Consider the following 24,040-nt stretch of genomic DNA (forward strand, 5'->3'; position numbering starts at 1 on the left):
CCAGATAAACTGCGGACAATAACTTCAGTCCAACAGTGCCGTGCTCTCTGCGCGGCCGGAACAAAACAGAGCGGTGGCGGCACTCGTCGTACGCCGTCGGGAACGTGAGGAGGGAAGTGGATGTCGTCGGTCCAGATTCGCGACGTGCGGAAGTCGTTCGGCAATTTTGAAGTCCTGCACGGCGTGACGATTCCGATCGAGGACGGCGAATTCGTCGTTCTGGTCGGCCCCTCCGGCTGCGGCAAGTCGACCCTGCTGCGCATGCTGGCGGGACTGGAGAACATCACCTCAGGCACGATCTCGATCGGCGACCGCGTCGTCAACAATGTCCAGCCCAAAGAGCGCGACATTGCGATGGTGTTCCAGAACTACGCGCTCTATCCGCACATGACCGTCGCCGACAACATGGGCTTCTCGCTCAAGCTGCGCGGCGCCAAGCCCGAGGAAATCTCGACCGGCGTCAAACGCGCTGCGGAAATCCTCGCGCTCACCCCGCTGCTCGACCGCTATCCCCGCCAGCTCTCCGGCGGCCAGCGTCAGCGCGTCGCAATGGGCCGCGCCATCGTGCGCGATCCGCAGGTGTTCCTGTTCGACGAGCCGCTCTCCAACCTCGACGCCAAGCTGCGCGTGGCGATGCGCACCGAGATCAAGGAATTGCACCAGCGGCTGCGCACCACGACGGTCTACGTCACCCACGACCAGATCGAGGCCATGACCATGGCCGACAAGATCGTGGTGATGCATGACGGCATCGTCGAGCAGATGGGCTCGCCGCTCGAACTTTACGACAAGCCGGAAAACCAGTTCGTGGCAGGCTTCATCGGCTCGCCCGCGATGAACTTCCTCAAGGGCAAGGTCAAGGTTAACGGAGCTGCCTATTTCGAGGGGCCGAACGGCGTCAAGCTGCCGCTGAAATCGGCGCCGGCCAATTCCGACGGCAAGCCGGCGGTCTATGGCGTGCGGCCCGAGCATTTCACCATCGCGGATGACGGCGCCGAGGCCGAAATCGTGGTGGTCGAGCCGACCGGATCGGAGACCCAGGTGTTCGCCAAGCTCGGCGGCGAGCAGGTGGTCGCAGTGTTCCGCGAGCGCCATCTGTTCAATCCGGGCGACAAGGTTCGGCTCAAGCCGGATCCGGCGCTGGTCCATCTGTTCGACGATGGCACCGGCAAGCGGCTGAACAGCTGAGGAATGTGGCGCCCGCACTTCGCGACAGCGCATCCTCATGACGAGACTACCGGCCCGCCGTTTCTAGGCGGGACATGCGACGTCTGAAACGACAACCAAAAAACGGGAGAAAATTGCCAATGTCGATTTTTAGTACGGACCGCCGTTCGCTGCTCAAGGGCGGTGCGACCATGCTGGCTGCCGCGGCGACGATGTCGAGCGATCAGCTGCTCGGCTATGCCAAGGCCTGGGCGCAGACCTCGCAGTGGAAGCCGGAGCCGGGCGCCAAGATCAATCTGTTGCGCTGGAAGCGCTTCGTGGAAGCCGAAGACGCGGCCTTCATGAAGATCGTCGATGCGTTCCAGAAGGCCAACAACATCACGATCAACGTCTCCAATGAATCCTACGACGACATCCAGCCGAAGGCCTCGGTGGCGGCGAACACGGGGCAGGGCCTCGACATGGTCTGGGGCCTCTATTCGCTGCCCTTCCTGTTCCCGAGCAAGTGCGTCGACGTGACCGACGTCGCCGACTATCTCGGCAAGAAGTGCGGCGGCTGGGCGGATTCCGGCAAGGCCTACGGCATGCTGAACGGCAAGTGGATCGGCATTCCGGTCGCTGCCACCGGCGGCCTCGTCAATTATCGCGTCGCGGCCATGGAGAAGGCCGGCCACAAGGAATTCCCGAAGGACCTCGCCGGCTTCGCCGATCTCGTCAAAGGCCTGAACAAGAACGGCACCCCGGCCGGCATGGCGCTCGGTCACGCCTCGGGCGACGCCAATGGCTGGCTGCACTGGGCGCTCTGGGCTCATGGCGGCAAGCTGATCGACAAGGACAACAAGGTCGTCGTCAACTCGCCGGAGACGGCGAAGTCGCTCGAATACGTCAAGGGCCTGTACGACAATTTCGTGCCGGGCACCGCGTCCTGGAACGACAGCTCGAACAACAAGGCGTTCCTCGCCGGCCAGTTGCATCTGACCGTGAACGGCATCTCGGTCTATGTGACGGCGAAGAAGGAAAATCCGCAGATCGCGGAGGACATGAACCACGCCCATCTGCCGGCGGGTCTCGACGGCAAGACGCGCGAGTTGCATCTCGGCTTCCCGATCCTGATCTTCAACTTCACGAAGTATCCGCAGGCCTGCAAGGCGTTCACCGCCTTCATGCTCGAGCCGGAGCAGTTCAATCCGTGGATCGAGGCGGCGCAGGGCTATCTGTCGCACTTCCTGCTCGGCTACGACAAGAACCCGGTCTGGACCGCGGATCCGAAGACGACGCCGTATCGGAGCGTGGCGCAGACCGCGTCGACCCCGGCGGGCGAGGCGCAGATGAGCGAGAACGCTGCGGCCGCGATCGCCGATTTCGTCGTGGTCGACATGTTCGCGAACTATTGTACCGGTCGCGAGGATGTGAAGACCGCGATGGCTTCGGCAGAACGCGCGGCCAAGCGTATCTTCCGCTGAGCGACGGCCGGCGCTGCAAGGCGCCGGTGATCGGGATTGCAGCAATCGGAAGCGACACCCGGCCTGGACTGGTCGGGTGTCGCTGTCCGGTTTGGAGTTGAGGGCGAATGAGCACTGTCCAGACATCAATGCCGGCGCGCGCAGCCGCAACGGGTGAGCCGTCGGCCTGGTCGCGGCTCAAGGGAAACCGCAATTGGGCGGCGTTCTGGTTCATGCTGCCGACGGCGGCATTCCTGATCCTGTTCCTGGCCTATCCGCTCGGCCTCGGCGTCTGGATGAGCTTCACCGACGAGCGCATCGGGCGTGCCGGGGCCTTCATCGGGATCGAGAACTATCAGTGGCTGTGGGATGACTCGATCTTCTGGCTGTCGGTGTTCAACACCCTGCTTTACACGCTGATCGCAAGCGCCATCAAATTCGCGATCGGGCTCTATCTCGCGCTGCTCCTGAACCGGCACATGCCGTTCAAGGCGGTGATCCGGTCGATCGTGCTGATCCCGTTCATCGTGCCGACCGTGCTGTCGGCGATCGCGTTCTGGTGGATCTACGATTCGCAGTTCTCGATCATCTCGTGGTCGCTGATCAAGCTCGGGCTGATCCACACCAACATCAACTTCCTCGGCGACACCGAGTGGGCGCGGGCGAGCGTGATCTTCGCCAATGTCTGGCGTGGCGTTCCGTTCGTCGCGATCACGCTGCTGGCCGGCCTGCAGACGGTCTCGCCGTCGCTTTATGAAGCGGCCACGCTCGACGGCGCCACCAGCTGGCAGCGCTTTCGCTTCATCACCTATCCGCTGCTGACCCCGATCATCGCCGTGGTGATGACCTTCTCGGTGCTGTTCACCTTCACCGATTTCCAGTTGATCTGGGCGCTGACCCGCGGCGGCCCGGTCAACGCCACGCACCTGATGGCGACGTTGAGCTATCAGCGCGGCATCATCAGCGGCCGGCTGGGCGAGGGCGCCGCCATCGCCACTGCGATGATTCCCTTCCTGATTGCGGCCATCGCCATCTCCTGGTTCGGCATGCAGCGTCGCAAATGGCAGCAAGGATCGAGCAATGACTGATTCAACCTTGCAATCGAAGGCCATGGCCGGCAACACCGGCGATACCACCGAGGGCATGAGCTATCTGGAGTCGCTGCCGCGACGCCTGGTGACGCTCTATCTGCCGCTGTTCATCATCCTGGTGGTGCTGCTGTTCCCGTTCTATTGGATGGTGCTGACGTCCATCAAGCCGGACGAGCAGCTGATCGACATGGACAAGTTCAACCCGTTCTGGGTGGTGCATCCGACCTTCAAGCACATCAGCAAGCTGCTGTTCGAAACCCAGTATCCGCGCTGGCTCTGGAACACGATGTATGTCGCGGTCGGCGCGACGTTCCTCTCCATCGTCGCCAGCGTGCTGTCGGCCTATGCGATCACGCGGCTGCGTTTCAAGGGCGCGGAGGCCGTCGGCGTCCTGATCTTCTTCGCCTATCTGGTGCCACCGTCGATCCTGTTCATTCCGCTGGCGTCGGTGATCCAGGCCTATGGGCTGTTCGATTCGCCGCTGTCGCTGATCCTGGTCTATCCGACGCTGCTGATCCCGTTCTCGACCTGGCTGTTGATGGGATACTTCAAGACCATCCCCTACGAGCTCGAGGAGTGCGCACTGATCGACGGCGCATCGCGCTGGCAGATCCTGGTCAAGATCATCGTGCCGCTGGCGATCCCCGGCCTGATCTCCGCCTTCATCTTCTCGTTCACGCTGTGCTGGAACGAGTTCATCTACGCCTTGACGTTCCTGCAATCGACACCGAACAAGACGGTGCCGGTCGCGATCGTCAACGAGTTCGTCGATGGCGACATCTACAAATGGGGCTCGTTGATGGCCGGCGCATTGGTCGGGTCGCTGCCGCTGGTTATCCTTTACGCGTTCTTCGTTGAGCATTATGTGTCGGCCATGACGGGCGCCGTGAAGGAATAGCACGGCCCCATTCTGGAACTTGGAAGAACAAGAAAAGGAGCAGGCTCGTGCACATTCTGATTCTGGGCGCCGCCGGCATGGTCGGCCGCAAGCTGACCGACCGCTTGCTGCGCGAGGGCCGGCTCGGTAACCGCGACATCAGCAAGATGACGTTGCAGGACGTGGTCGAGCCGCAGAAGCCCGCGGACGCCAGGATCCCGCTCAAGGTGGTTGCTTCCGATTTCGCCGATGCCGGCGCCGCGGCGCCGTTGATCGCCGACCGCCCGGACGTGATCTTCCATCTGGCCGCGATCGTCTCGGGCGAGGCGGAGGCCGAGTTCGACAAGGGTTATCGCATCAATCTCGACGGTACCCGCTATTTGATCGAGGCGATCCGCGCCGTCGGCGGCGGCTACAAGCCGCGGCTGGTGTTCACGTCCTCGATCGCGGTGTTCGGCGCGCCGTTCCCCGAGAAGATCGGCGATGAGTTCTTCCATACGCCGCTGACCAGCTACGGCACCCAGAAGTCGATCTGCGAGCTCCTGATCAACGACTACACCCGCAAGGGGCTGCTTGACGGGATCTCGATCCGCTTGCCGACGATCTGCGTGCGACCCGGCAAGCCGAACAAGGCGGCGTCCGGCTTCTTCTCCAACATCATCCGCGAGCCATTGGCAGGCGAGGAGGCGGTGCTGCCGGTCTCCGAGGACGTGCGGCACTGGCATGCCTCGCCGAAGTCGGCGGTCGGCTTCCTGATCCATGCCGGCACCATGGACCTGAACGCGATGGGGCCGCGGCGCAATCTCAGCATGCCCGGGATGTCGGTCACCGTCGGCGAGCAGATCGCGGCGCTGGAGCGCGTTGCCGGCAAGAACGTCACCGCGCGGATCAAGCGGGTACCCGATCCGACCATCATCAGCATCGTCTCGGGCTGGCCGCGCGATTTCGCCACCGACCGCGCGTTGAAGCTCGGCTTCACCACCGCCGAGAAGACGTTCGACGATATCATCCGCATCCACATCGAGGACGAGCTCGGCGGCAAGTTCGCCGCTTAGTTTCGATCCGGCGCGCGGGTCTTATCATGACCAGGGTTGCCAGCATCGGCGAATGCATGATCGAGCTGCGTCAGGCGCCGGGCGGCCAGCCCGGCGGGCTGTATTCGCGCTCCTATGGCGGTGACACACTCAACACCGCGCTCTATCTGTCGCGCCTTGGCGTCGACATCGACTACATCACGGCGCTCGGCGACGATGCGCTGAGCGACGAGATGATCGCGGGCTGGGCAGTTGAGGGCATTGGGACAAAACGTGTCGCGCGGTTGGCGGGCAGGCTGCCGGGGCTCTATCTGATACAGACCGACGACCGTGGCGAACGGCGTTTCTTCCATTGGCGTGACAGCGCCGCCGCGCGCGAGCTGATGGACCTGCCGGAGACGGACGACATCCTGAACTCGCTCGCGACCTACGACATCGTCTATCTCTCCGCGATCACGCTCTCGATCCTGCGCGAGGACGGACGCGAGCGGCTGATGGCGGCGCTGAAGCGGGCGCGGCTGCTGGGAACACGCTTCGCATTCGACACCAATTTCCGCGCTCGCGGCTGGCCGGATCTGGGTGTCGCGCGGAAGGTCTTCAGCAGCGCGTTCGAGACCGCCGATATCGTGCTGGCATCGACCGAAGATCTGGCGCCGCTTTATCCCGGCGAGAGCAACGCCGCGCTGCTCGCCGGCATCTCGAGCCCCGAGGTCGTGCTGAAGCTCGCCGAGCCCGCCTGCATCGTGCGTTCCCGTGCGGGGACGAACGAGGTGCGGGCGGAGCCGCTCATCAAGCCGGTGGTCGATACCACCGCGGCTGGCGACAGTTTTGCCGCGGCCTATCTTGCCGCGCGGCTCGGTGGCGCCGAGCCCGTGGAGGCGGCGCGCGCCGGTCATCGGCTGGCCGGTGTCGTGGTGTGCTATCCCGGTGCGATCATTCCGCGTTACGCCATGCCACCGAGAAAGACGCCTCGTCCCCCACCATCGCGCAAGGCCTCCCAATGACAACGATATCGAAGCAGGACCGGATCGCTGAGCTGATCCGCCAGGCCACCGTGATCCCGGTGCTGACCATCGAGCGGCTTGCCGACGCCGTGCCGCTCGCCAAGGCGCTGGTCGCGGGCGGCGTGCGCACCCTCGAGGTCACGCTGCGCACGCCGGTCGCCGCCGATGCGGCCAAGGCCATCATCGCCGAGGTGCCGGACGCGGTGGTCGGGATCGGCACCATCCTCAACGCCGACGATCTGGCGCGCGCGGCGGCGCTTGGCGCCAAATTCGGCATCAGTCCCGGTGCGACACCCGAATTGTTGCAGGCGGCGGCCGCCAGCGGGTTGCCGTTCGCGCCGGGAATCGCGACCGCGTCCGAGTTGATGCAGGCGTTGGCGCACGGCTTCGACGTCGTCAAATTTTTCCCCGCCGAGCAGGCAGGCGGTATCAAGGCACTGCGGGCCTTGGCCGGTCCATTCCCGCATGTCAGGGTCTGTCCGACCGGCGGGATCGGCGAGGCCAATGCGGCGACCTGGCTCGCCGAGCCCAACGTGCTGGCGGTCGGTGGTTCCTGGCTGTGCCCGGCCACCGATATTCGCGCCGGCAACTGGGCCGGCATAACCGCCATGTGCGCCAAGGCGATGAAAACGCTGAAAGCCGCCTGAAGATACGCTACATAACTCCCTGAACAGGAACAGGGAGATACGGCCATGACCGCCAGCATCGTGGGTTGGGCGCACACGCCATTCGGAAAGTTCGACGCGGAAACCGTTGAGGGTCTCGTCGTCAAGGTCGCCAACGAGGCGCTGGCCGATGCCGGCATTGCCGCATCGGATGTCGACGAGATCATGCTCGGCCATTTCAACGCCGGCTTCTCGCCGCAGGATTTCACGGCTTCGCTGGTGTTGCAGGCCAATCCGGCGCTGCGCTTCAAGCCGACCACCCGGGTCGAGAACGCCTGCGCCACCGGCTCCGCCGCCGTGCATCAGGGTATCCGCGCCATCGAGGCGGGCGCCGCCAAGATCGTGCTGGTGGTCGGCGTCGAGCAGATGACCCGGACGCCGGGTCCGGAGATCGGCAAGAACCTCTTGAAGGCATCGTATCTGCCCGAGGACGGCGATACGGTTGGCGGCTTTGCCGGCGTGTTCGGCAAGATCGCGCAGGCCTATTTCCAGAAATACGGCGACCAGTCGGACGCGCTGGCGATGATCGCCGCCAAGAACCACAAGAACGGCGTCGCCAACCCCTATGCGCAGATGCGCAAGGATTTCGGCTTCGAGTTCTGCCGCGCCGAGAGCGACAAGAACCCGTTCGTCGCCGGTCCCCTGAAGCGCACCGATTGCTCGCTGGTGTCGGACGGCGCTGCCGCGCTGGTGCTGACCGATGCCGAGACCGCCAAGAGCATGGGCAAGGCGGTCAACATCCGCGCGACCGCGCACGCGCAGGATTTCCTGCCGATGTCCAAGCGCGACATCCTCCAGTTCGAAGGCTGCACCACCGCCTGGCAGCGCGCGCTGGACAAGGCCGGCCTGCAACTCTCCGATCTCTCCTTCGTCGAAACCCACGACTGCTTCACGGTCGCCGAACTGATCGAATATGAAGCGATGGGCCTGACGCCGAAGGGCCAGGGGGCGCGCGCGATCAAGGAAGGCTGGACCCAGAAGGACGGCAAGCTGCCGGTCAATCCGTCCGGCGGCCTCAAGGCCAAGGGCCATCCGATCGGCGCCACCGGCGTCTCGATGCATGTGATGACCGCGATGCAGCTCACCGGCCAGGCGCCCGAGGGCATGCAGCTCAAGAACCCGCAGATCGGCGGCATCTTCAACATGGGTGGTGCTGCGGTCGCCAACTACGTCTCGATCCTCGAGCCGGCCAAATAGCTTGACCGGTGAAGTAGCTTGAACATTGCCGAATGGCTGGCGGCGACGGCGCGGGCGCGTCCCGATGCGCCGGCGCTGCTGACCGGCTTTGATCTCGACGCCGACTACGCGACCTTCGCCCGCCGCGCCGCCTCGATCGGGGCGGCGCTGGCGCGCGATCACGGCATTGCCACCGGCGACCGCGTCGCGTTGTTTGCGTCGAACTGCACGCAATATCTCGAATGCCTCTACGGCATCTGGTGGATCGGCGCGGTAGCGATCCCGATCAACGCCAAGCTGCACGGCCGCGAGGCGGCGTGGATCTGCGGCAATGGCGGCGCCACGCTCGCTTTCGTCTCCGATGACACGATCGGCGCGCTGGCGGAAGCCAGGGACGATTGTCCCGCCGGCATGACCATGCTGTCGGTCGACAGCGACGCGTACCGGACGATGCGAGGCGGCGGGGGTACACCGGCGCCGCTATCGCGCGAGACCAATGACCTCGCCTGGCTGTTCTACACGTCGGGCACCACGGGCCGGCCCAAGGGCGTGATGCTGAGCCACGGCAATCTGCTGGCGATGTCGCTGTGCTATCTCGCCGACGTCGATCCGGCGACCCCGCACGATGCCTCGCTCTATGCCGCGCCGATCTCGCATGGCGCCGGCCTCTATAATTTCCCGCATGTCCGGATGGGCGGCCGCCACGTCGTCCCCGAAACCGGCGGCTTCGATCCGGACGAGGTGCTCAACCTCGGCCGCCAGCTCGACAATGTCGTGATGTTCGCGGCACCCACCATGGTGCGCCGCCTGGTCGATGCCGCCAAGAAGCGCGGCGAGAACGGCGAGGGGCTGCGCACCATCATCTATGGCGGCGGGCCGATGTACACCGCCGACATCCGCGATGCGATGGCGACGATGGGCCAGCGCTTCGTGCAGATCTACGGCCAGGGCGAGTCGCCGATGACGATCACGGCGCTGTCGCGCGACTGGCATGCGCAGAGCAATCATCCGCGCTATCTCGAACGGCTGGCGTCGGTCGGCACCGCGCAGAGCGTCGTCACCGTCCGCATCACCGACAAGGATGGCACGCCGCTGCCCGCAGGCGAGACCGGCGAGATCGAGGTCAAGGGCGCAACCGTGATGCTCGGCTACTGGAACAACCCGAAGGCCAATGCCGAGACGCTCAGGGATGGCTGGCTGCGCACCGGCGACGTCGGCCGGCTCGATGCCGACGGCTTCCTGACGCTGTCGGACCGCTCCAAGGACGTCATCATCTCCGGCGGCACCAACATCTATCCGCGCGAGGTCGAGGAAGCGCTGTTGACCCATCCCGACGTCCGCGAGGTCTCGGCGATCGGTGTGCCGGATCCGGAATGGGGCGAGATCGTCGTCGCCTGCGTGGTGCTGGAGGACGGCGCCAGCGCCGACGATGGCGGGCTCGACGCGCATTGCCTTGCCTCGATCGCCCGCTTCAAGCGGCCGAAGCGCTACGTCTATCTCGATGCCCTGCCGAAGAACAATTATGGCAAGGTGCTGAAGACCGCGCTGCGGGAGATGATGGCCAAGGGCATGGGCTAAGGCGATCGGGCCGGGCCAAATCGAAAACATCGAAAACAACCCCATGCAAAGCAGGGATTGGGGCGCTGGAGCCGTTAGGGGATAGGCCACAGCCCCCCGTCGCGCTAAGCTGCCTGCGCCTTGTCACCGGGAGAACGGACCATGGGTATCGAGACGTCCCTGTCGCTGTCGGAAGTGAACGATCGCATCGCGATCCTCCGGGACAATATCAGGCAGCTGATCGAGCAGGCCGCGGGCGCTGCCGGCGCCGAAGTCGAGGAACGCATCGCCGAGCGGCTCGAGCAGCAGAATGCGGAACTGGAAAAGCTCCTGAAGGCGCGCGAGGCGATGACCGGGCAGTAATGGACGAGGAACGGCGGGCGCCTGATCGGCCCGCGCTGCGTTCCGCCGCGCGGAAACGACCCAACCGCCGCCACGCATACGCCCATACGCCCGGTGCCGCTTGATCTCGGCAAAGACCTCCCGTTACTAGGCTTCAATCCAGAACAGCCGGGGAGCGAGCAGCACGATGGGACCATTGCAGGGTATCAAGGTCGTCGACATGACGACCGTGCTGATGGGACCCTACGCCACGCAGATGCTCGGCGACTACGGCGCCGACGTCATCAAGGTGGAATCGCCCGACGGCGACGTGACGCGGCAGATCGGCCCGACCCGGCATCCCGGCATGGGCCCGGTGTTCCTCAACACCAACCGCAGCAAGCGTTCGATCTGCCTCGATCTGAAAAAGCCCGCGGGCCGCGAAGCGGTGCTGCGGTTGATCGCAAAGGCCGACGTGCTGGTCTACAACGTGCGTCCGCAGGCGATGGCCCGGCTGCAACTCGGCTACGACGTCGTCGCCAAGGTCAATCCGCGGCTGATCTATGCCGGCGTGTTCGGCTTCGGCCAGGACGGGCCGTATGCCGCCAAGCCCGCTTATGACGATCTGATCCAGGGCGCGACCGCGCTGCCGGCGCTGATGGCGCAGACCTCGGACGGCGTGCCGCGCTACGTGCCGAATGCGCTGGTCGATCGCATCGTCGGCCTCACCGCGGTCGGCGCGATCTGCGCGAGCTTGGTGCATCGCGACCGCACCGGGCAGGGCCAGCGCGTCGATATTCCGATGTTCGAGACCATGGCCGGCTTCGTCATGGGCGACCACATGGGCGGGCTGACCTACGACCCGCCGCTCGACAAGGGCGGTTATGCGCGCCATCTCTCGCCAGACCGGCGGCCGTACAAGACGCTGGACGGCTACATCTGCGTGATCGTCTACAACGACAAGCAGTGGGAGAATTTCTTCAAGGCGACCGGGCGCGACGATCTGCGCAACGATCCGAAATTCGCCACCTTCGCCGGCCGCGCCACCAATATCGATGTGGTCTATGCCGAGCTCGCGCGCATCCTTGAGACCAAGACCACGGCCGAGTGGAACGAGATCCTCGAGAAGGCCGACGTGCCCGTGATGCCGATGCACGATCTCGAGAGCCTGCTCGAAGACCCGCATATGGTCACGACCGGCGTCTTTCCCGTGGTCGATCACCCGACGGAAGGGCGCATCCGCAGCATGACGCCGTCCGCACGCTGGTCGGAGACCAAGGTGGAGCCGAGCCGGCTGGCGCCGCGGCTCGGCGAGCACAGTGAAGCAATCCTGCGCGAGGCCGGTTTCTCGACCGAGGAGATCGCAGCGATGGTGCGCGACGGCGCAGCCAAAGCGGCGCAGGCATAGGAGCACGACAGATGGATTTCGCACTCTCCGCCAACCAGGAATCGATCCGCGACGCGGTGGCAAAAATCTGCTCGCGCTTTGACGAAGCGTACTGGCTGAAGAAGGACAAGGAGGGCGGCTTTCCGGCCGACTTCCACCGCGCGCTGGCCGATGCCGGCTGGCTCGGCATCTGCATCCCGGAGGAATATGGCGGCTCCGGCCTCGGTATCACCGACGCCGCGATCATGATGCGCACGATCTCCGAGTCCGGGGCCGGCATGTCGGGCGCGTCGGCGGTGCACATGAACGTGTTCGGGCTCAATCCGGTCGTCGTGTTCGGCACCAAGGAACAGTGCCAGCGCATGCTGCCGCCGATCATCGACGGTCGCGACAAGTCGTGCTTTGCGGTGACCGAGCCGAACACCGGCCTCAACACCACGCAGCTCAAGACCCGCGCGGTGCGCCAGGGCGACAAATACGTCGTCAACGGCCAGAAGGTGTGGATCTCGACCGCGCAGGTCGCCAACAAGATCCTGCTGCTGGCGCGCACCACGCCGCTGGAGGAGGTGCGCAGCCCGACCCACGGTCTCAGCCTGTTCTACACCGATTTCGACCGCAAGCGCGTCACCGTGCATGAGATCGAGAAGATGGGCCGCAAGCCGGTCGACTCCAACGAGCTGTTCTTCGAGAATTTCGAGATTCCAGTCGAGGATCGCATCGGCGAGGAGGGGCGCGGCTTCGAATACATCCTGCACGGTATGAACCCCGAGCGCATCCTGATCGCGGCCGAAGCGGTAGGCCTTGGCCAGATCGCGCTGAAGCGGGCGTCGGACTACGCCAAGGGTCGCATCGTGTTCAACCGCCCGATCGGCATGAACCAGGCGATCCAGCATCCGCTGGCGAAGTGCTGGATGGAGCTCGAGGCGGCCTGGCTGATGGTGCTGCGCGCCGGCTGGCAATATGACCAGAACCTGCCGTGCGGCCCCGCGGCGAACTCGGCAAAGTATCTGGCGGCGGAAGCCGGCTTCCATGCCTGCGAGCAGGCGGTGATGACCCATGGCGGCTTCGGCTACGCCAAGGAATATCACGTCGAGCGCTACTTGCGGGAATCACTGATCCCGCGCATCGCGCCGATCAGCCCGCAGCTCATCCTCAGCTTCATCGGCGAGAAGGTGCTCGGCCTTCCGAAGTCGTATTGATGGATGAGCGACGGATGTCTCCACTTGTCATTCCGGGGCGCGCCGCTTGGCGCGAGCCCGGAATCCATACTCACGATGGTGGTTATGGATTCCGGGCTCGTCGCTTCGCGTCGCCCCGGAATGACGCTCTGAGAGAGGTGCGCTGACATGAGCTTCGTCACCGGCGTCGGTCTCACATCCTACGGCAAGCATGAGGGCTCATCATCGCTCGACCTGATGAGCAAGGCGGCCGAGCTCGCGATCGCAGACGCCGGGCTGAAGCGTACCGACATCGATGGCATCCTGTGCGGCTATTCCACCGTCTCGCCGCACATCATGCTCGCGACCGTGTTTGCCGAGCATTTCGGCATCCGCCCATCCTATGCTCATGCCGTGCAGGTCGGCGGTGCGACCGGACTGGCGATGACCATGCTGGCGCATCAGCTCGTCGATGCCGGCGTGGCGAAGCATGTGCTGGTGGTCGGTGGCGAGAACCGGCTGACGGGGCAGAGCCGCGACGCCTCGATCCAGGCGCTCGCCCAGGTCGGGCATCCCGACTACGAGGTGACCTTGGGGCCGACGATCCCGGCCTATTACGGCCTGGTCGCGACCCGCTACATGCATGAATACGGCCTGACGCAAGAAGACCTTGCCGAGTTCGCGGTGCTGATGCGCAAGCACGCGCTGATGCATCCCGGCGCGCAATTCCATGAGCCGATCACGGTTGCCGACGTGATGGCCTCGAAGCCGGTGGCGATGCCGCTCAAGCTGCTCGACTGCTGCCCGGTGTCGGACGGCGGTGCCGCTTGCGTGATCAGCCGCGAGCCGACCGGCGAGCGGCGGGTCCGCGTCCGCGGCTGCGCACAGGCGCACACCCATCAGCATGTCACGGCTGCGCCCGCGTTGAGCGAACTCGGCGCGGAGATTTCGATCGCGAAAGCAAAGCAGGCAGCGGGTGTCGCGATCTCGGACGTGCGCTACGCCGCGGTCTACGATAGCTTCACGATCACGCTTGCGATGCTGCTGGAAGACCTCGGTCTTGCCGGGCGCGGCGAGGCGGCGGCGCGAGTCCGTGCCGGCTATTTCAACGGGGATGGCGAGATGCCGCTCAACACCCATGGCGGCCTGCTCAGCTACGGCCATTGCGGCGTCGGCGGTGCGATGGCGCATCTGGTCGAGACCCAATTGCAGATGACCGGCCGCGCCGACAACCGTCAGGTGCGCGATGCCTCGGTTGCGCTGCTGCACGGCGACGGCGGCGTGCTGTCGTCGCATGTCAGCATGTTCCTGGAGCGCGTGCGATGAGTGAACCGATCGCTGATTGGACCAAGGGCGCGGAAGCCATCGTCTACCAGACCTGCAACGCCTGCGGCGCGCGGCAATATTTCCGCCGCAGCTTCTGCGCTGCCTGCGGCTCGCCCGACCTCGCCGAGCATCGCGCCAGCGGGGCAGGGACGGTGTATGCGACCTCGCTGGTCTGCCGCGCCGCAACGCCGGAGACCCGGGCGCATGTGCCCTACAACATCCTGCTCGTCGACACCGACGAGGGCTTTCGCATGATGGCCCATGGCGACACCGACCTTGCGATCGGCGACAAGGTGTCGGCGCGCTTCACGCAGTTCGCAGGACGGCTGGTCCCGTATTTCGCAAAGGCGAAATAGCCCCGTCATTGCGAGCGAAGCGAAGCAATCCATGGTTGGACGGGGAGCATGGATTGCTTCGTCGCCGCGCTCCTCGCAATGACGGCCTTTACGCGTTACTCGACAGTCGTCACCGCCAATAGAGCACAACGCTGGCGATGACGAGCATCGCCGTCACCGCCAGCACCTGCGCAAGCGCTTCCGAGGCCGCCCTCCTTGTGGCTTCCTTCATGCGTTTCCCCTAAGACCTGGGCGTGACTCATCGTTGCGCCCGGAGAGCGCAAGACGGCCAGATTTTGAACTCGGAACACCCCGCGTCGAGCATTCGCTCTTGATGAGTCCCCACTCAGCGAATATCGACCGCGTCAGGGTTGTATGGGAATGCGGCGGCAATTTGACTCGCGCGTGTTGCTCCTGCGACGGCCGCCCGATACTGTTCGGAACCCAAGAGACACGACAGCAAGAACAAGGTTAGGAAATGGCCCGCATCGACTACTCAGATCCCGCGCAGGCAAGCCCGCGCACCCGCGAGATCCTCGACAAGAACCGCAACGCCAACATCTTCCGCATGATGGCGCACTCGCCGAGCTACTTCGAGCAATACTGCCGGCTCGGCGGCGCGATCCGCCACAAAGGCGAGCTCGATCCGGTCGTGCGCGAGCTTGCGATCACGCGCACCGGCATTCTCTGCGAGGCGCCCTACGAGATCGTTGCGCACAAGCGCATTGGCAAGAATGTCGGCGTCACCGACGAGCAGAACGCGGCGCTGGAGAACTGGCAATCGGCGAGTTGCTTCGATGAGGTGCAGCGCGCGGCGCTCGCCTTCACCGATGAAATCGTCAAGCTGAAGAAGCCGACGGATGCCACCTTCAAGGCGATCGCAGCCAAGCTGACGCCGGCCGCGCTGATCGAGCTACAGCTCTCGGTCGGCTTCTACATCATGACGTCGAAGTTCCTCGAGACGTTCGAGATCGACATGCAGCCGGTGACGGAAGTGGTGAGCTGATCCTCTCTTCGCCTCGTCCCGCCTGCGGGGAGAGGTCGGATAGCATGACATGCGATCCGGGTGAGGGGGGAGCCTCCGCGAGTCCAACTAGAACATGATGAGATTAGGTTGAGATGGAGCGGCGTCGAAGGTTCACCTTTCCCTTGGGAGAGGTCGATTTGCGTAGCAAATCCGGTGAGGGGTTTCGGTCTATCGAGAGCGCAAGAGCCCTCACCCGGCGCTTCGCGCCGACCTCTCCCCGACGGGGAGAGGCGGACCGAGACCGCGCCGAGCCGATTCAATCAAAGCTCATCCCGCTTTAGAAGTCATTTTGCGGAGTCGGCCCCCACCTTAACCCGTTCTCTGCAAGTGGGCGCGGGAGAAGAAAGACCTAGCCCGACGTCAGCAGATCGACCTTCGCATTGGCCACGATCAGCCGCTCGGCGAGGATCTGCGCGAGATTACGCATGATCCGCTCGCCGGCACGCGGGTGCTGCTCGCGGAAGCGTTCGAAATCCGCGATCGTCACCTCGTAGGCGGTTGCCGACATGTCGGCCACCACGTCGGCCGAGCGCTTCGGCTCCAACAGCGCCATCTCGCCGAACGCCATGCCGGCGGTCAGCGTTGCGAGCCGGATACCGTCGGGCAGGGTGACGTGGACCACGCCGCTGCGCAGGAAGAACAGCGAGCTCGCTTCGCTGCCGGCCGCGATGATCCTTTCATTCGGCTGGTAGGTCCTGACCGTGCAGAGCGGAGCAAGATCGGCGACCTCGTCCGCGCTCAATCCAGCAAGCAACGGTTGCTCGGCAAGCTCCGTGGTCTCGAGGAAATCGATCGAGCCGCCATAACGGTAGACGATCTGGTCCTCCGCCCATTCGATCGCGGTGTCGAGCAAATAGAAATCCCTGATATTGCCGAGCCGGTTGGTCCACTCGCTGATCGTCGCCCATTCGCGCGAGGTCCGCTTGATGCCTGAGAGGATCACGGTGACGCCGAGCTCGGCGAGTTCCTGGAAGGCTTCCGCGACCAGCCTTGCGCCGGCGCGGGTCGTCGCGGTGACGCGGCGCAGGTCGAAGATCACGAATTCGGGCCGCGGGCTGCCGGCGAGGCGGCGCGAGACATAGTCGACATTGGAGAGCGACAGCGTGCCGACCAGTTCGATCACGCGCACCTCCTGGAAGTGCCTGGCCAGGATCTCCTGCTCCTGCGGCCGGCGCAGCCGGCGGGACGGGTTCTTGCCGATGTTGTAATCGGCGATGATGCTGTGGCGGGCGTCGTCGCTGCGGTTCAGCATGTGCAGGTCGTAATGCGCCGACAGCGCTTCGCACACCTTGATGCCGCGCACGCTGTTGCCGTGCTTGTCGAGCTTCGGCGAATAGCTGCCGAGCCCGAGCCGGGCCGGCAGTGCCGCCAGGATGCCGCCGCCGACGCCGCTCTTGGCGGGAATGCCGACGCGGTAGATCCATTCGCCGGCGTAGTCATACATGCCCGACGAGGTCATCACCGAGAGCGTACGCGCGATCGCGTAGGGCGTCACGACCTGCTCGCCGGTCAACGGATTGATGCCGCGGTTGGCGAGCGTCGCCGCCATCACGGCGGTGTCGCGCGCGGTGACCAGGATGGCGCATTGCCGGAAGTAGACGTCGAGCACCGCGGGCACGTTCTCGGTGATCACGCTGTTGGTGCGCAACAGATAGCCGATCGCCCGGTTGCGGTCGCCGGTGGCGCTCTCCGAGGCGTAGACCGCCTCGTCGACGTCGAGCGCGCGGCCGGCGAAGCGGCCGAGCGCGTGGCGGATATAGTCGAACGCGCCGTCGCCCTTGTCGGCATGGAGTAGCCCGGAGCAGGCGATCGCCCCCGCATTGACCATCGCGTTGAACGGATGGTTGTCGGCATTGAGCCGGATCGAATTGAAGGGGTCGCCGGACGGCTCGACGCCGATCACGCTCTCCACCCGCTCGGCGCCCAGGGTGTCCAGCGCCAGCGCGAACACGAACGGCTTCGACATCGACTGGACGGTGAAGGGCACGCGGGTATCGCCGACCTCGTAGACGTGGCCGTCCAACGTCGTGAGGCTGATGCCAAAATGGGCAGGATCGGCCTTGCCGAGCTCGGGAATGTAGTCGGCAACCGCGCCGCCGGCTTCCGGGAGGAAGTCTGCGTAACAAGTGTGCAGAAACCGCAGCAGCGGCGGCTTCGAGTTGGACCAGGCCGTGGTGGTGGCGGTGACGGGAGGCGGCGATCGTTTCATCGCCTCCTGTTGTGCAACGCAATCAGGGCGCGCGCAACTGGTTCGGAACCAGTGCCTGGCGGCGGACCAGCATGAGCGCGACCAGCACCGTCGGGGTGAGGATCGCAAGCCCCAGCAGCGTCACCTGCACCTGCGACAGCGGGTTGATGCCGCCGCCGGGCGTCGCCAGCACGAAGCCGCCGATCACCAGCAGCACCCGCAGCGGCCATTCCAGCGCACCGGCGCCGCGGAGGTCGCCGACAAAGGCCTGATAGCCCTGGATGCCGCCGCAGATGAACAGCGTGCCGCAGGCCGCCAGCGCCATCAGGCCGAGGCCGGCGAGATAGGGGCTGTCACCCTGCATCACCAGCGCCGGGTTCAGCACGAAGAAGAACGGGATGAAATAGATGATGCTGCCGACCCACATCGATTCCCAGCCGGTCTTCATCGCGGGCGAGCCGGCGATGCCGGCCGCGGCAAAGGACGCGATCGCGACCGGCGGCGTGATCGACGACAGCATGCCCCAATAGAAGATGAACATGTGCACCGCCATCCGGTTCAGCCCGAGCTTCTCCAGCGCGGGGGCGACCAGGATGGCGAGGAAGATGTAGCAGGCCGTCGTGGTCAGACCGAGGCCGAGGATCAGGCTGGTGAAGGCGCACATCACGAGCAGCAGGAACGCGTTGTCGCCGGCGAGCGTCAGCAGGTCGTTGGCGAGGCTCGAGACCACGCCGGTCATCGAGAATGCGCCGATCAGGAGGCCGCAGCCGGCGAGGATGCCGACCAGTTCGACGAAGGTGCGGCCGTTGACTTCGAGAAACTTGCCGATCGTCGCGAACGTCCAGCGGGTGTCCCTGGAGAAGATCTGGTTGAGCACCAGCAGCAGCGCGGTGGCATAGAACGGCGCGTGGCTCTCGCGCTTGAAATACAGCAGCATCACGATCAGCAGCGCGATCACGAAGACGTAGTACCAGCCGTCCCTGATCGTATCCATCACCCGCGGCAGCTCGGCGCGCGGGATGCCCTTCAGCCCGTGCCGCGCGGCGTAGGAATCGACCTGCATGAACAGGCCGATATAGTACAGCGTCGCAGGGACGATCGCGGCGATCGCGACCTCGGCGTAGCTGATGTTGAGGAACTGGGCGATCACGAACGCGGTCGCGCCCATCACCGGCGGCGCCAGCACCGCGCCGGTCGAAGCGCAGGCCTCGATCGCGCCGGCATAGGAGGCGCGGAAGCCGCTCTTCTTCATGACCGGGATCGTCATGGTGCCGGCGGTCAGCACGTTGGACACGATCGAGCCCGACATCATGCCGAGCAGGCCGGAGGCGAAGATGCAGACCTTGGCGGCGCCGCCACGGAAGGTGCCGCACAGCGCGAAGGCGAGGTTGATGAAGAACTTTCCGGCGCCGGTCATCATCAGCGCGGTGCCGAACACCAGAAAGCCGATCACGGTGTCGGCGAAGGCCTGGATCGGAATCCCGAGCAGGCTCTCGCCGGACAGTACGTGATAGGCCGTGGCCTGGTCGAGCGTGAGCTGCGAGCCGCGGAACGGGCCGAGCCAGCCCGCTTCGGCGAACAGCGGATAGACCGTGAAGGGCAGCACGCTCAGCAGCAGGCTCCAGCCGCCGGTCCGACGCAGTGCCTCCATCAGCATCGCCCACATCACGAGGCCGGCGATGATGACGTTGCGCGGCGCGCCATCGGATTCCCAGCCATACTGCGCCGCCTTGCGCACGTTCAGCATCAGCCAGATCGAGGCGACGAAGGTCGCCACCGCGAGGGCGAGGTCATACCAGGGAATGCGCTTCAGCGGCGCACGCTCCGTTCCCGGGAAGATCAGGAACGTGAACGGCAGCATCAGTGCGATCAGGAGATAGAAATACTCGGTGTTGAGCTGGGTGTAGTCGACGAAGAAACGCAGCGAGAATTGCTGGTTGATGCAGAGCAGGATGGTCGCGGCGGTCGCCGCCACCAGCGCCCAGCGCCAAGGGCCGCGCAACGAGCGCACGCGGGTGACCTCGGCCTCCTGCAAATTGTCGAGGCCGGCATGCGGATCCTCGAACTCGATTCGCTTCGCAGGCGCAGCCGCGGCGTTATCCGGCATCACGCATCCCCCAGTGCTGTTGGTTTGGGCCGCAGGCTCGTCAGGTGTTACTCAAAGCCGTTGGGCAGGTCGGCTTTGGCGAGCGCGGTGGCGCGTGCCTTCATCCAGCCGTCGAGATAGGCCTTGTCGTCTGCGGGCGGGTTCGACTTGCCGTAGTCGGTCCAGGCTGTGGCCAGCACCTGCTGCCGCTTGTAAAGCGCGTTGTTGTGCGCCTCCTGCTCGTCGCTCCAATGGCCGGCCTCCTTGAGCGCCTTGACCGCGCCGGGATGCACGGGAACGACCCAGTTCCTGGTCTGGCGGTCGGCGCCGAGGCCGGCGGCCCCGGGCGCCGAGTCCTTGTAGGCGTCGTAATTGACGATCATCGCCTTGGTGATCGCGTAGATCTGATCGGCCGGCTGCGCGGCGTAGGCGACGAAGATCGGGTAGGGGTAGTTGCCGAGCTGGATCGGCTTGTCCGGCGTGATGCCGGCGCCGCAGGTCGCGGTTTGCGGGAAGAAGAACGAGCCGACCTTCTTCACCCGCGCCCAGCCTTCCTTGTCGTTGGCCGGCAGCGGCGGCCACATCAATCCGCGCGGCGAGGTCTCGGCTTCCTTGGCGGGACCGGTGATGGTGGTGCCGAAGGCAGCGTCGGCGTCGTTGTTGATCAGGCCCTTCCACATCGCGCCATAGCTTGCGAACTCGACGATCTTGACGTCCTTCTCGGTGAGACCGCCGAAGGCAAGCATCGCGAGCGCGTTCTGGTTCAGCGCCGGCGAGCCGACCACGAAGCCGACGCGCTTGCCGCGCAGATCCTTCATTTCCTTGACGCCGGCATCCGCCGCGACGCCGAGCGCGCCGCAATTGCAGTCGACCGACGACAGCAGCAGTTGCAACGGCTGTGGGCCCCATTCCCTGGCGCCGAACTCGAACACGCCTTCCTGTGCGAAATAGGTGCCGGATCCCATCGCCGAGGAGATCGCGCGCTTGGCGCGCAGCGGGGCGAGACGGGCGACGTCGTTGCCGGCCGGCAGCACGCGGACGTCGGTGCCGTATTTGTCCTTCATCATCTTGCCGACGCCGACCGCGATGTTGAAGCCGGCGGTGCCGGTGTCATAGGCGGTCACCGCCATGGTCGGCGGCAGCTTGATGTCCTCGGCCGAGGCGGGCAGGGCAGCGACGAGTGAAATGCCGGCAAGAGCGGCAGGCGCGAGCGCCATCAGCCGATGGATCATTATTCCTCCCATTGTTTCGCTGTGCGAAACTTTTGCGGGCGGGATGATTGCATCGCGATCCGGCGATGGCAACGCTACGTCAGGCGCAACTTGGCGATTTCGGGCGTTGCATCACCGGACAGATTGTCGCGGCTGGGCCGAAAGGGCGGGATCTCAGGTCTCGATGATCGCGACCGCCTGGCCCTCGGCGATGACATCGTCGATCTTGACCAGAATCGACTTGATTTTGCCTGCTGCGGTCGATGTGACCGGGATTTCCATCTTCATCGCTTCGACGAACGCAATCTCGTCGCCGCTGCCGACCTTGCTGCCGGCTTCAACGGGAAGAGCGCAAACGCGTCCGGCAACTTCGGTCACGACCTTGATCTCTGGCATTCCATTCTCCGATACCGTCTTGCGGAAATTTCATCCGGCGAACGGCTTTTTGTTGTGGCGGCAGATTGCCTGAGGTAGTTTCTTCTGCAAGTGGAATTTTATTCCGTCATGCGGAATGGAGAAAAACAAGATGGGAAGGCGCTCGGAACGGCTCAGCCGGCAGGGAATGCTCGCCAGCGAGACAGGCGATGGCGAGGTCATCCAGGTGGTGTCGCGCGCCTTCGATGTGCTGCGGTGCTTCGAGGGGCACGAGGCCCGGCTCGGCAATCTCGAAATCTCGAACCGCTGCGGGCTGCCGCGTTCGACGGTGTCGCGCTTGACGCACACGCTGACGCGGATGGGCCAGCTGGTCTATCTGCCGCGCGACCAGAAGTATCGGATCGGTCCGAGCGCGGTCGCGATGAGCACCTCGATGATGAAGGGGTTGCAGCTTCGCAACCTGATCCGGCTGCGCTTGCAGGATGTCGCCGATCAGCTGCCCGGCACGGTCGGCTTCGTCATCCCCGACCGCTTTCAGCTGGTCTATCTGGAGTTCGCCCGCGCCGCCAACGCGCTCGGCCTGCATGAAGCCACCGGCAGCCGCATCTCGATGGCGACCACCGCCGCCGGCCACGCCTACACCGCAGCGCTCGATCCCACGGTTGGCGATGCCCTGATCGCGGAGATGGAAGGCGAGTTGCCCGACGGCGCCAAGATGCTGACGCCGCGCATCGAGGCCAACCGCCGTCACCTTCAGGAGCACGGCTACGTCGTCGCCTGCGGCCTGTGGAGCCCGCACATCAACGGCGTCGCGGTGCCGGTGTGGTCACCGCAGTATCAGACCTACGTGGTCGCCACGATCGGCCTGCTCTCGGCGATGTATGACGAGGCGCGGCTGCACCGCGAGGTCGCGCCGCAGATGGTCGACCTCGCCGCCGCGCTCGGCAGCCTGCTCGAGGGCGCCGACGGCGACATCTTCAGCAATCGGATCGAACGCAAGTCGCTTCCGGTGACGGCCCATAACAACAAGATCATCAAGACGGAGGCACTGAATGAACTGGAAGCCGGAACTCGACGACCTCGCCCGGCGCGAAGCGTTCGCGCGGGAGATGGGAGGCGTTGACAAGGTCAAGCGGCAACGCGACCAGGGTCGGCTCACCGTTCGCGAGCGCATCGACAAGCTCGTCGACAACAGCAGCTTCCACGAGGTCGGTGCGATCTCCGGCATCGCCGAATATGACGAGAGCAACGAACTCAAGCATCTGACGCCGGCGAACTGCGTGTTCGGCCGCGCCAGGGTCGACGGCCGCACCGTGGTCGTGGTCGGCGACGATTTCACCGTGCGCGGCGGCTCGGCCGATGCGTCGATCTCCGCCAAGCCGCTGATGGCGGAGGAGATGGCGCACGACTTCCGCCTGCCGATCGTCCGCGTGATCGAAGGCTCCGGCGGCGGCGGCTCGGTCAAGACGATCGAGACCAGGGGCGCCGCCAACCTGCCCGGCGGCGTCGGCGGCACGCGTTGGTACTGGTACACGACCGCCAACCTGGCGCGCGTGCCGGTGGTCGGTCTCGGCCTCGGCTCGGTCGCGGGCCTTGGCGCCGCGCGGCTCGCGGCGACGCATTACTCGATCATGACCAAGAGCTCCGCGATGTTCGTCGCCGGCCCGCCGGTGGTGAAGCGGCTGGGTCAGGATCTGACCAAGCAGGAGCTCGGCGGCGCCGACATCCAGACCCGCGCCGGCGCGATCGACCAGGCCGTCGAGACCGAGGAGGAGGCGTTCGACCATGCGCGGCGCTTCCTGTCCTATCTGCCGTCGTCGGTCTACGATCTGCCGCCGACCATTCCCTGCACCGACGATCCGGAGCGCGCCGAGGAGTCGTTGCTTACGGCGGTGCCGCGCAATCGCAAGCAGGTCTACAAGATGCGGCCGATCATCGATGCGGTGGTCGACAAGGGCTCGTTCTTCGAGGTCGCGAGCAATTTCGGCCGCCCGGTCATCACCGGACTGGCGCGGATCGAGGGCAGGGCGGTGCTGCTGCTCGCCAGCGATCCGTTCCACTATGGCGGCTCGTGGACCGCGGATGCCTGCGCCAAGGTGGTGCGCTGGGTCGACTTCGCCGAGACCTTCCATCTGCCGGTGGTCTATCTGATGGACTGCCCCGGTTTCATGATCGGGCTCGAGGCGGAGAAGTCGGCGACCATCCGCCACGGCGTGCGGGCGATGGCCGCGGTCAACCAGAGCACGGTGCCATGGTGCACCATCATCATCCGCAACGCGTTCGGCGTCGCCGGCGTGGTGCATCAGCCGGCCAACCGCTTCTCGATGCGCTATGCCTGGCCGTCGGCCTATTGGGGCTCGCTGCCGCTCGAGGGCGGCATCGAGGCGGCCTATCGCGCCGAGATCGACGCGGCCGCCGATCCCGCCGCCAAGCTGCGGGAGATCGAGGACCGCCTCAACAAGCTGCGCTCGCCGTTCCGCTCGGCCGAGAAGTTCTGGGTCGAGGAGGTGATCGATCCGCGCAAGACGCGCTCGCTGCTCTGCGAGTTCGCGCGCCTTGCCGAGCCGATCCGCAAGGCCGGACCGCCGAGCAACATGTCGACGCGGCCGTAAGA

Annotated in this window: 21 protein-coding genes; 17 read left to right on the top strand and 4 right to left on the bottom strand. The window is 65.1% G+C overall.

Annotated elements, in window-relative coordinates; all coding sequences use genetic code 11:
• Nucleotides 1-120: 120 nt before the first annotated feature.
• From B2W55_RS14690 to B2W55_RS14760, 15 genes are all read left to right on the top strand, one after another.
• Nucleotides 121-1,188: an ABC transporter ATP-binding protein gene (locus B2W55_RS14690; protein WP_024582183.1), complete on the top strand. Its 1,068-nt coding sequence runs from the start codon at nucleotides 121-123 to the stop codon at nucleotides 1,186-1,188.
• A 119-nt stretch (nucleotides 1,189-1,307) separates the two neighbouring features.
• Nucleotides 1,308-2,630: an ABC transporter substrate-binding protein gene (locus tag B2W55_RS14695; protein ID WP_024582182.1), complete on the top strand. Its 1,323-nt coding sequence runs from the start codon at nucleotides 1,308-1,310 to the stop codon at nucleotides 2,628-2,630.
• A 107-nt stretch (nucleotides 2,631-2,737) separates the two neighbouring features.
• Complete coding sequence (locus tag B2W55_RS14700) at nucleotides 2,738-3,697, top strand: carbohydrate ABC transporter permease (protein WP_024582181.1); 960 nt, start codon at nucleotides 2,738-2,740, stop codon at nucleotides 3,695-3,697.
• Complete coding sequence (locus tag B2W55_RS14705) at nucleotides 3,690-4,598, top strand: carbohydrate ABC transporter permease (RefSeq protein ID WP_024582180.1); 909 nt, start codon at nucleotides 3,690-3,692, stop codon at nucleotides 4,596-4,598. The genes B2W55_RS14700 and B2W55_RS14705 overlap by 8 nt, the downstream gene beginning before the upstream one ends.
• A 47-nt stretch (nucleotides 4,599-4,645) precedes the next feature.
• Entirely contained in the window at nucleotides 4,646-5,632 is a 987-nt protein-coding gene (gene denD / locus B2W55_RS14710; RefSeq protein ID WP_024582179.1) for a D-erythronate dehydrogenase, read from the top strand.
• A gap of 26 nt (nucleotides 5,633-5,658) precedes the next feature.
• Entirely contained in the window at nucleotides 5,659-6,615 is a 957-nt protein-coding gene (locus tag B2W55_RS14715) for a sugar kinase (protein WP_024582178.1), read from the top strand.
• Nucleotides 6,612-7,262, top strand: a complete 651-nt coding sequence (gene eda / locus B2W55_RS14720; protein WP_024582177.1) for a bifunctional 4-hydroxy-2-oxoglutarate aldolase/2-dehydro-3-deoxy-phosphogluconate aldolase — start codon at nucleotides 6,612-6,614, stop codon at nucleotides 7,260-7,262. Before B2W55_RS14715 ends, eda begins: the two co-directional genes overlap by 4 nt.
• A 45-nt stretch (nucleotides 7,263-7,307) precedes the next feature.
• Entirely contained in the window at nucleotides 7,308-8,477 is a 1,170-nt protein-coding gene (locus B2W55_RS14725) for an acetyl-CoA acetyltransferase (RefSeq protein ID WP_024582176.1), read from the top strand.
• A gap of 18 nt (nucleotides 8,478-8,495) precedes the next feature.
• Entirely contained in the window at nucleotides 8,496-10,034 is a 1,539-nt protein-coding gene (locus B2W55_RS14730) for a class I adenylate-forming enzyme family protein (protein WP_024582175.1), read from the top strand.
• A 141-nt stretch (nucleotides 10,035-10,175) separates the two neighbouring features.
• Entirely contained in the window at nucleotides 10,176-10,376 is a 201-nt protein-coding gene (locus B2W55_RS14735; RefSeq protein ID WP_024582174.1) for a hypothetical protein, read from the top strand.
• A 166-nt stretch (nucleotides 10,377-10,542) separates the two neighbouring features.
• Nucleotides 10,543-11,742 carry a CaiB/BaiF CoA transferase family protein gene (locus B2W55_RS14740; protein ID WP_024582173.1) on the top strand — a complete coding sequence of 400 codons (1,200 nt, stop codon included), beginning with the start codon at nucleotides 10,543-10,545 and terminating at the stop codon, nucleotides 11,740-11,742.
• Between the two features lie 11 nt (nucleotides 11,743-11,753).
• Nucleotides 11,754-12,920, top strand: coding sequence for an acyl-CoA dehydrogenase family protein (locus B2W55_RS14745; RefSeq protein WP_024582172.1), 1,167 nt, complete (start codon nucleotides 11,754-11,756; stop codon nucleotides 12,918-12,920).
• 147 nt (nucleotides 12,921-13,067) lie between these two features.
• Nucleotides 13,068-14,204, top strand: a complete 1,137-nt coding sequence (locus tag B2W55_RS14750) for a thiolase family protein (RefSeq protein ID WP_024582171.1) — start codon at nucleotides 13,068-13,070, stop codon at nucleotides 14,202-14,204.
• Nucleotides 14,201-14,560 (top strand): Zn-ribbon domain-containing OB-fold protein, encoded by a 360-nt coding sequence (locus B2W55_RS14755; RefSeq protein WP_024582170.1) that lies wholly within the window; start codon nucleotides 14,201-14,203, stop codon nucleotides 14,558-14,560. The genes B2W55_RS14750 and B2W55_RS14755 overlap by 4 nt, the downstream gene beginning before the upstream one ends.
• Nucleotides 14,561-15,017: 457 nt before the next feature.
• Complete coding sequence (locus tag B2W55_RS14760; protein WP_024582169.1) at nucleotides 15,018-15,545, top strand: carboxymuconolactone decarboxylase family protein; 528 nt, start codon at nucleotides 15,018-15,020, stop codon at nucleotides 15,543-15,545.
• Between the two features lie 370 nt (nucleotides 15,546-15,915).
• Here B2W55_RS14760 and glsA read toward each other — a convergent pair whose 3' ends face one another.
• The 4 genes from glsA to B2W55_RS14780 form a co-directional block, all read right to left on the bottom strand.
• On the bottom strand, nucleotides 15,916-17,775 hold the full coding sequence (gene glsA / locus B2W55_RS14765; RefSeq protein WP_024582168.1) for a glutaminase A: 1,860 nt from the start codon (nucleotides 17,773-17,775) through the stop codon (nucleotides 15,916-15,918).
• 22 nt (nucleotides 17,776-17,797) lie between these two features.
• A complete protein-coding gene (locus B2W55_RS14770) occupies nucleotides 17,798-19,861 on the bottom strand; it encodes a TRAP transporter permease (RefSeq protein WP_024582167.1) in 2,064 nt (687 codons plus the stop codon).
• Between the two features lie 47 nt (nucleotides 19,862-19,908).
• On the bottom strand, nucleotides 19,909-21,072 hold the full coding sequence (locus B2W55_RS14775; protein ID WP_024582166.1) for a TAXI family TRAP transporter solute-binding subunit: 1,164 nt from the start codon (nucleotides 21,070-21,072) through the stop codon (nucleotides 19,909-19,911).
• Between the two features lie 153 nt (nucleotides 21,073-21,225).
• Nucleotides 21,226-21,447, bottom strand: a complete 222-nt coding sequence (locus tag B2W55_RS14780) for an acetyl-CoA carboxylase biotin carboxyl carrier protein subunit (RefSeq protein WP_024582165.1) — start codon at nucleotides 21,445-21,447, stop codon at nucleotides 21,226-21,228.
• Between the two features lie 130 nt (nucleotides 21,448-21,577).
• Here B2W55_RS14780 and B2W55_RS14785 point away from each other — a divergent pair, with 130 nt between their 5' ends.
• Together B2W55_RS14785 and B2W55_RS14790 are read left to right on the top strand one after the other, a co-directional pair.
• The gene (locus B2W55_RS14785; RefSeq protein ID WP_029879336.1) at nucleotides 21,578-22,549 is read left to right on the top strand and encodes an IclR family transcriptional regulator; all 972 of its coding nucleotides are present in this window, start codon (nucleotides 21,578-21,580) and stop codon (nucleotides 22,547-22,549) included.
• Complete coding sequence (locus B2W55_RS14790; protein ID WP_024582163.1) at nucleotides 22,479-24,038, top strand: acyl-CoA carboxylase subunit beta; 1,560 nt, start codon at nucleotides 22,479-22,481, stop codon at nucleotides 24,036-24,038. The genes B2W55_RS14785 and B2W55_RS14790 overlap by 71 nt, the downstream gene beginning before the upstream one ends.
• Nucleotides 24,039-24,040: the final 2 nt, after the last annotated feature.

It is taken from the genome of Bradyrhizobium sp. UBA2491 (assembly GCF_002341725.1).
Taxonomy (GTDB): Bacteria; Pseudomonadota; Alphaproteobacteria; order Rhizobiales; family Xanthobacteraceae; genus Bradyrhizobium.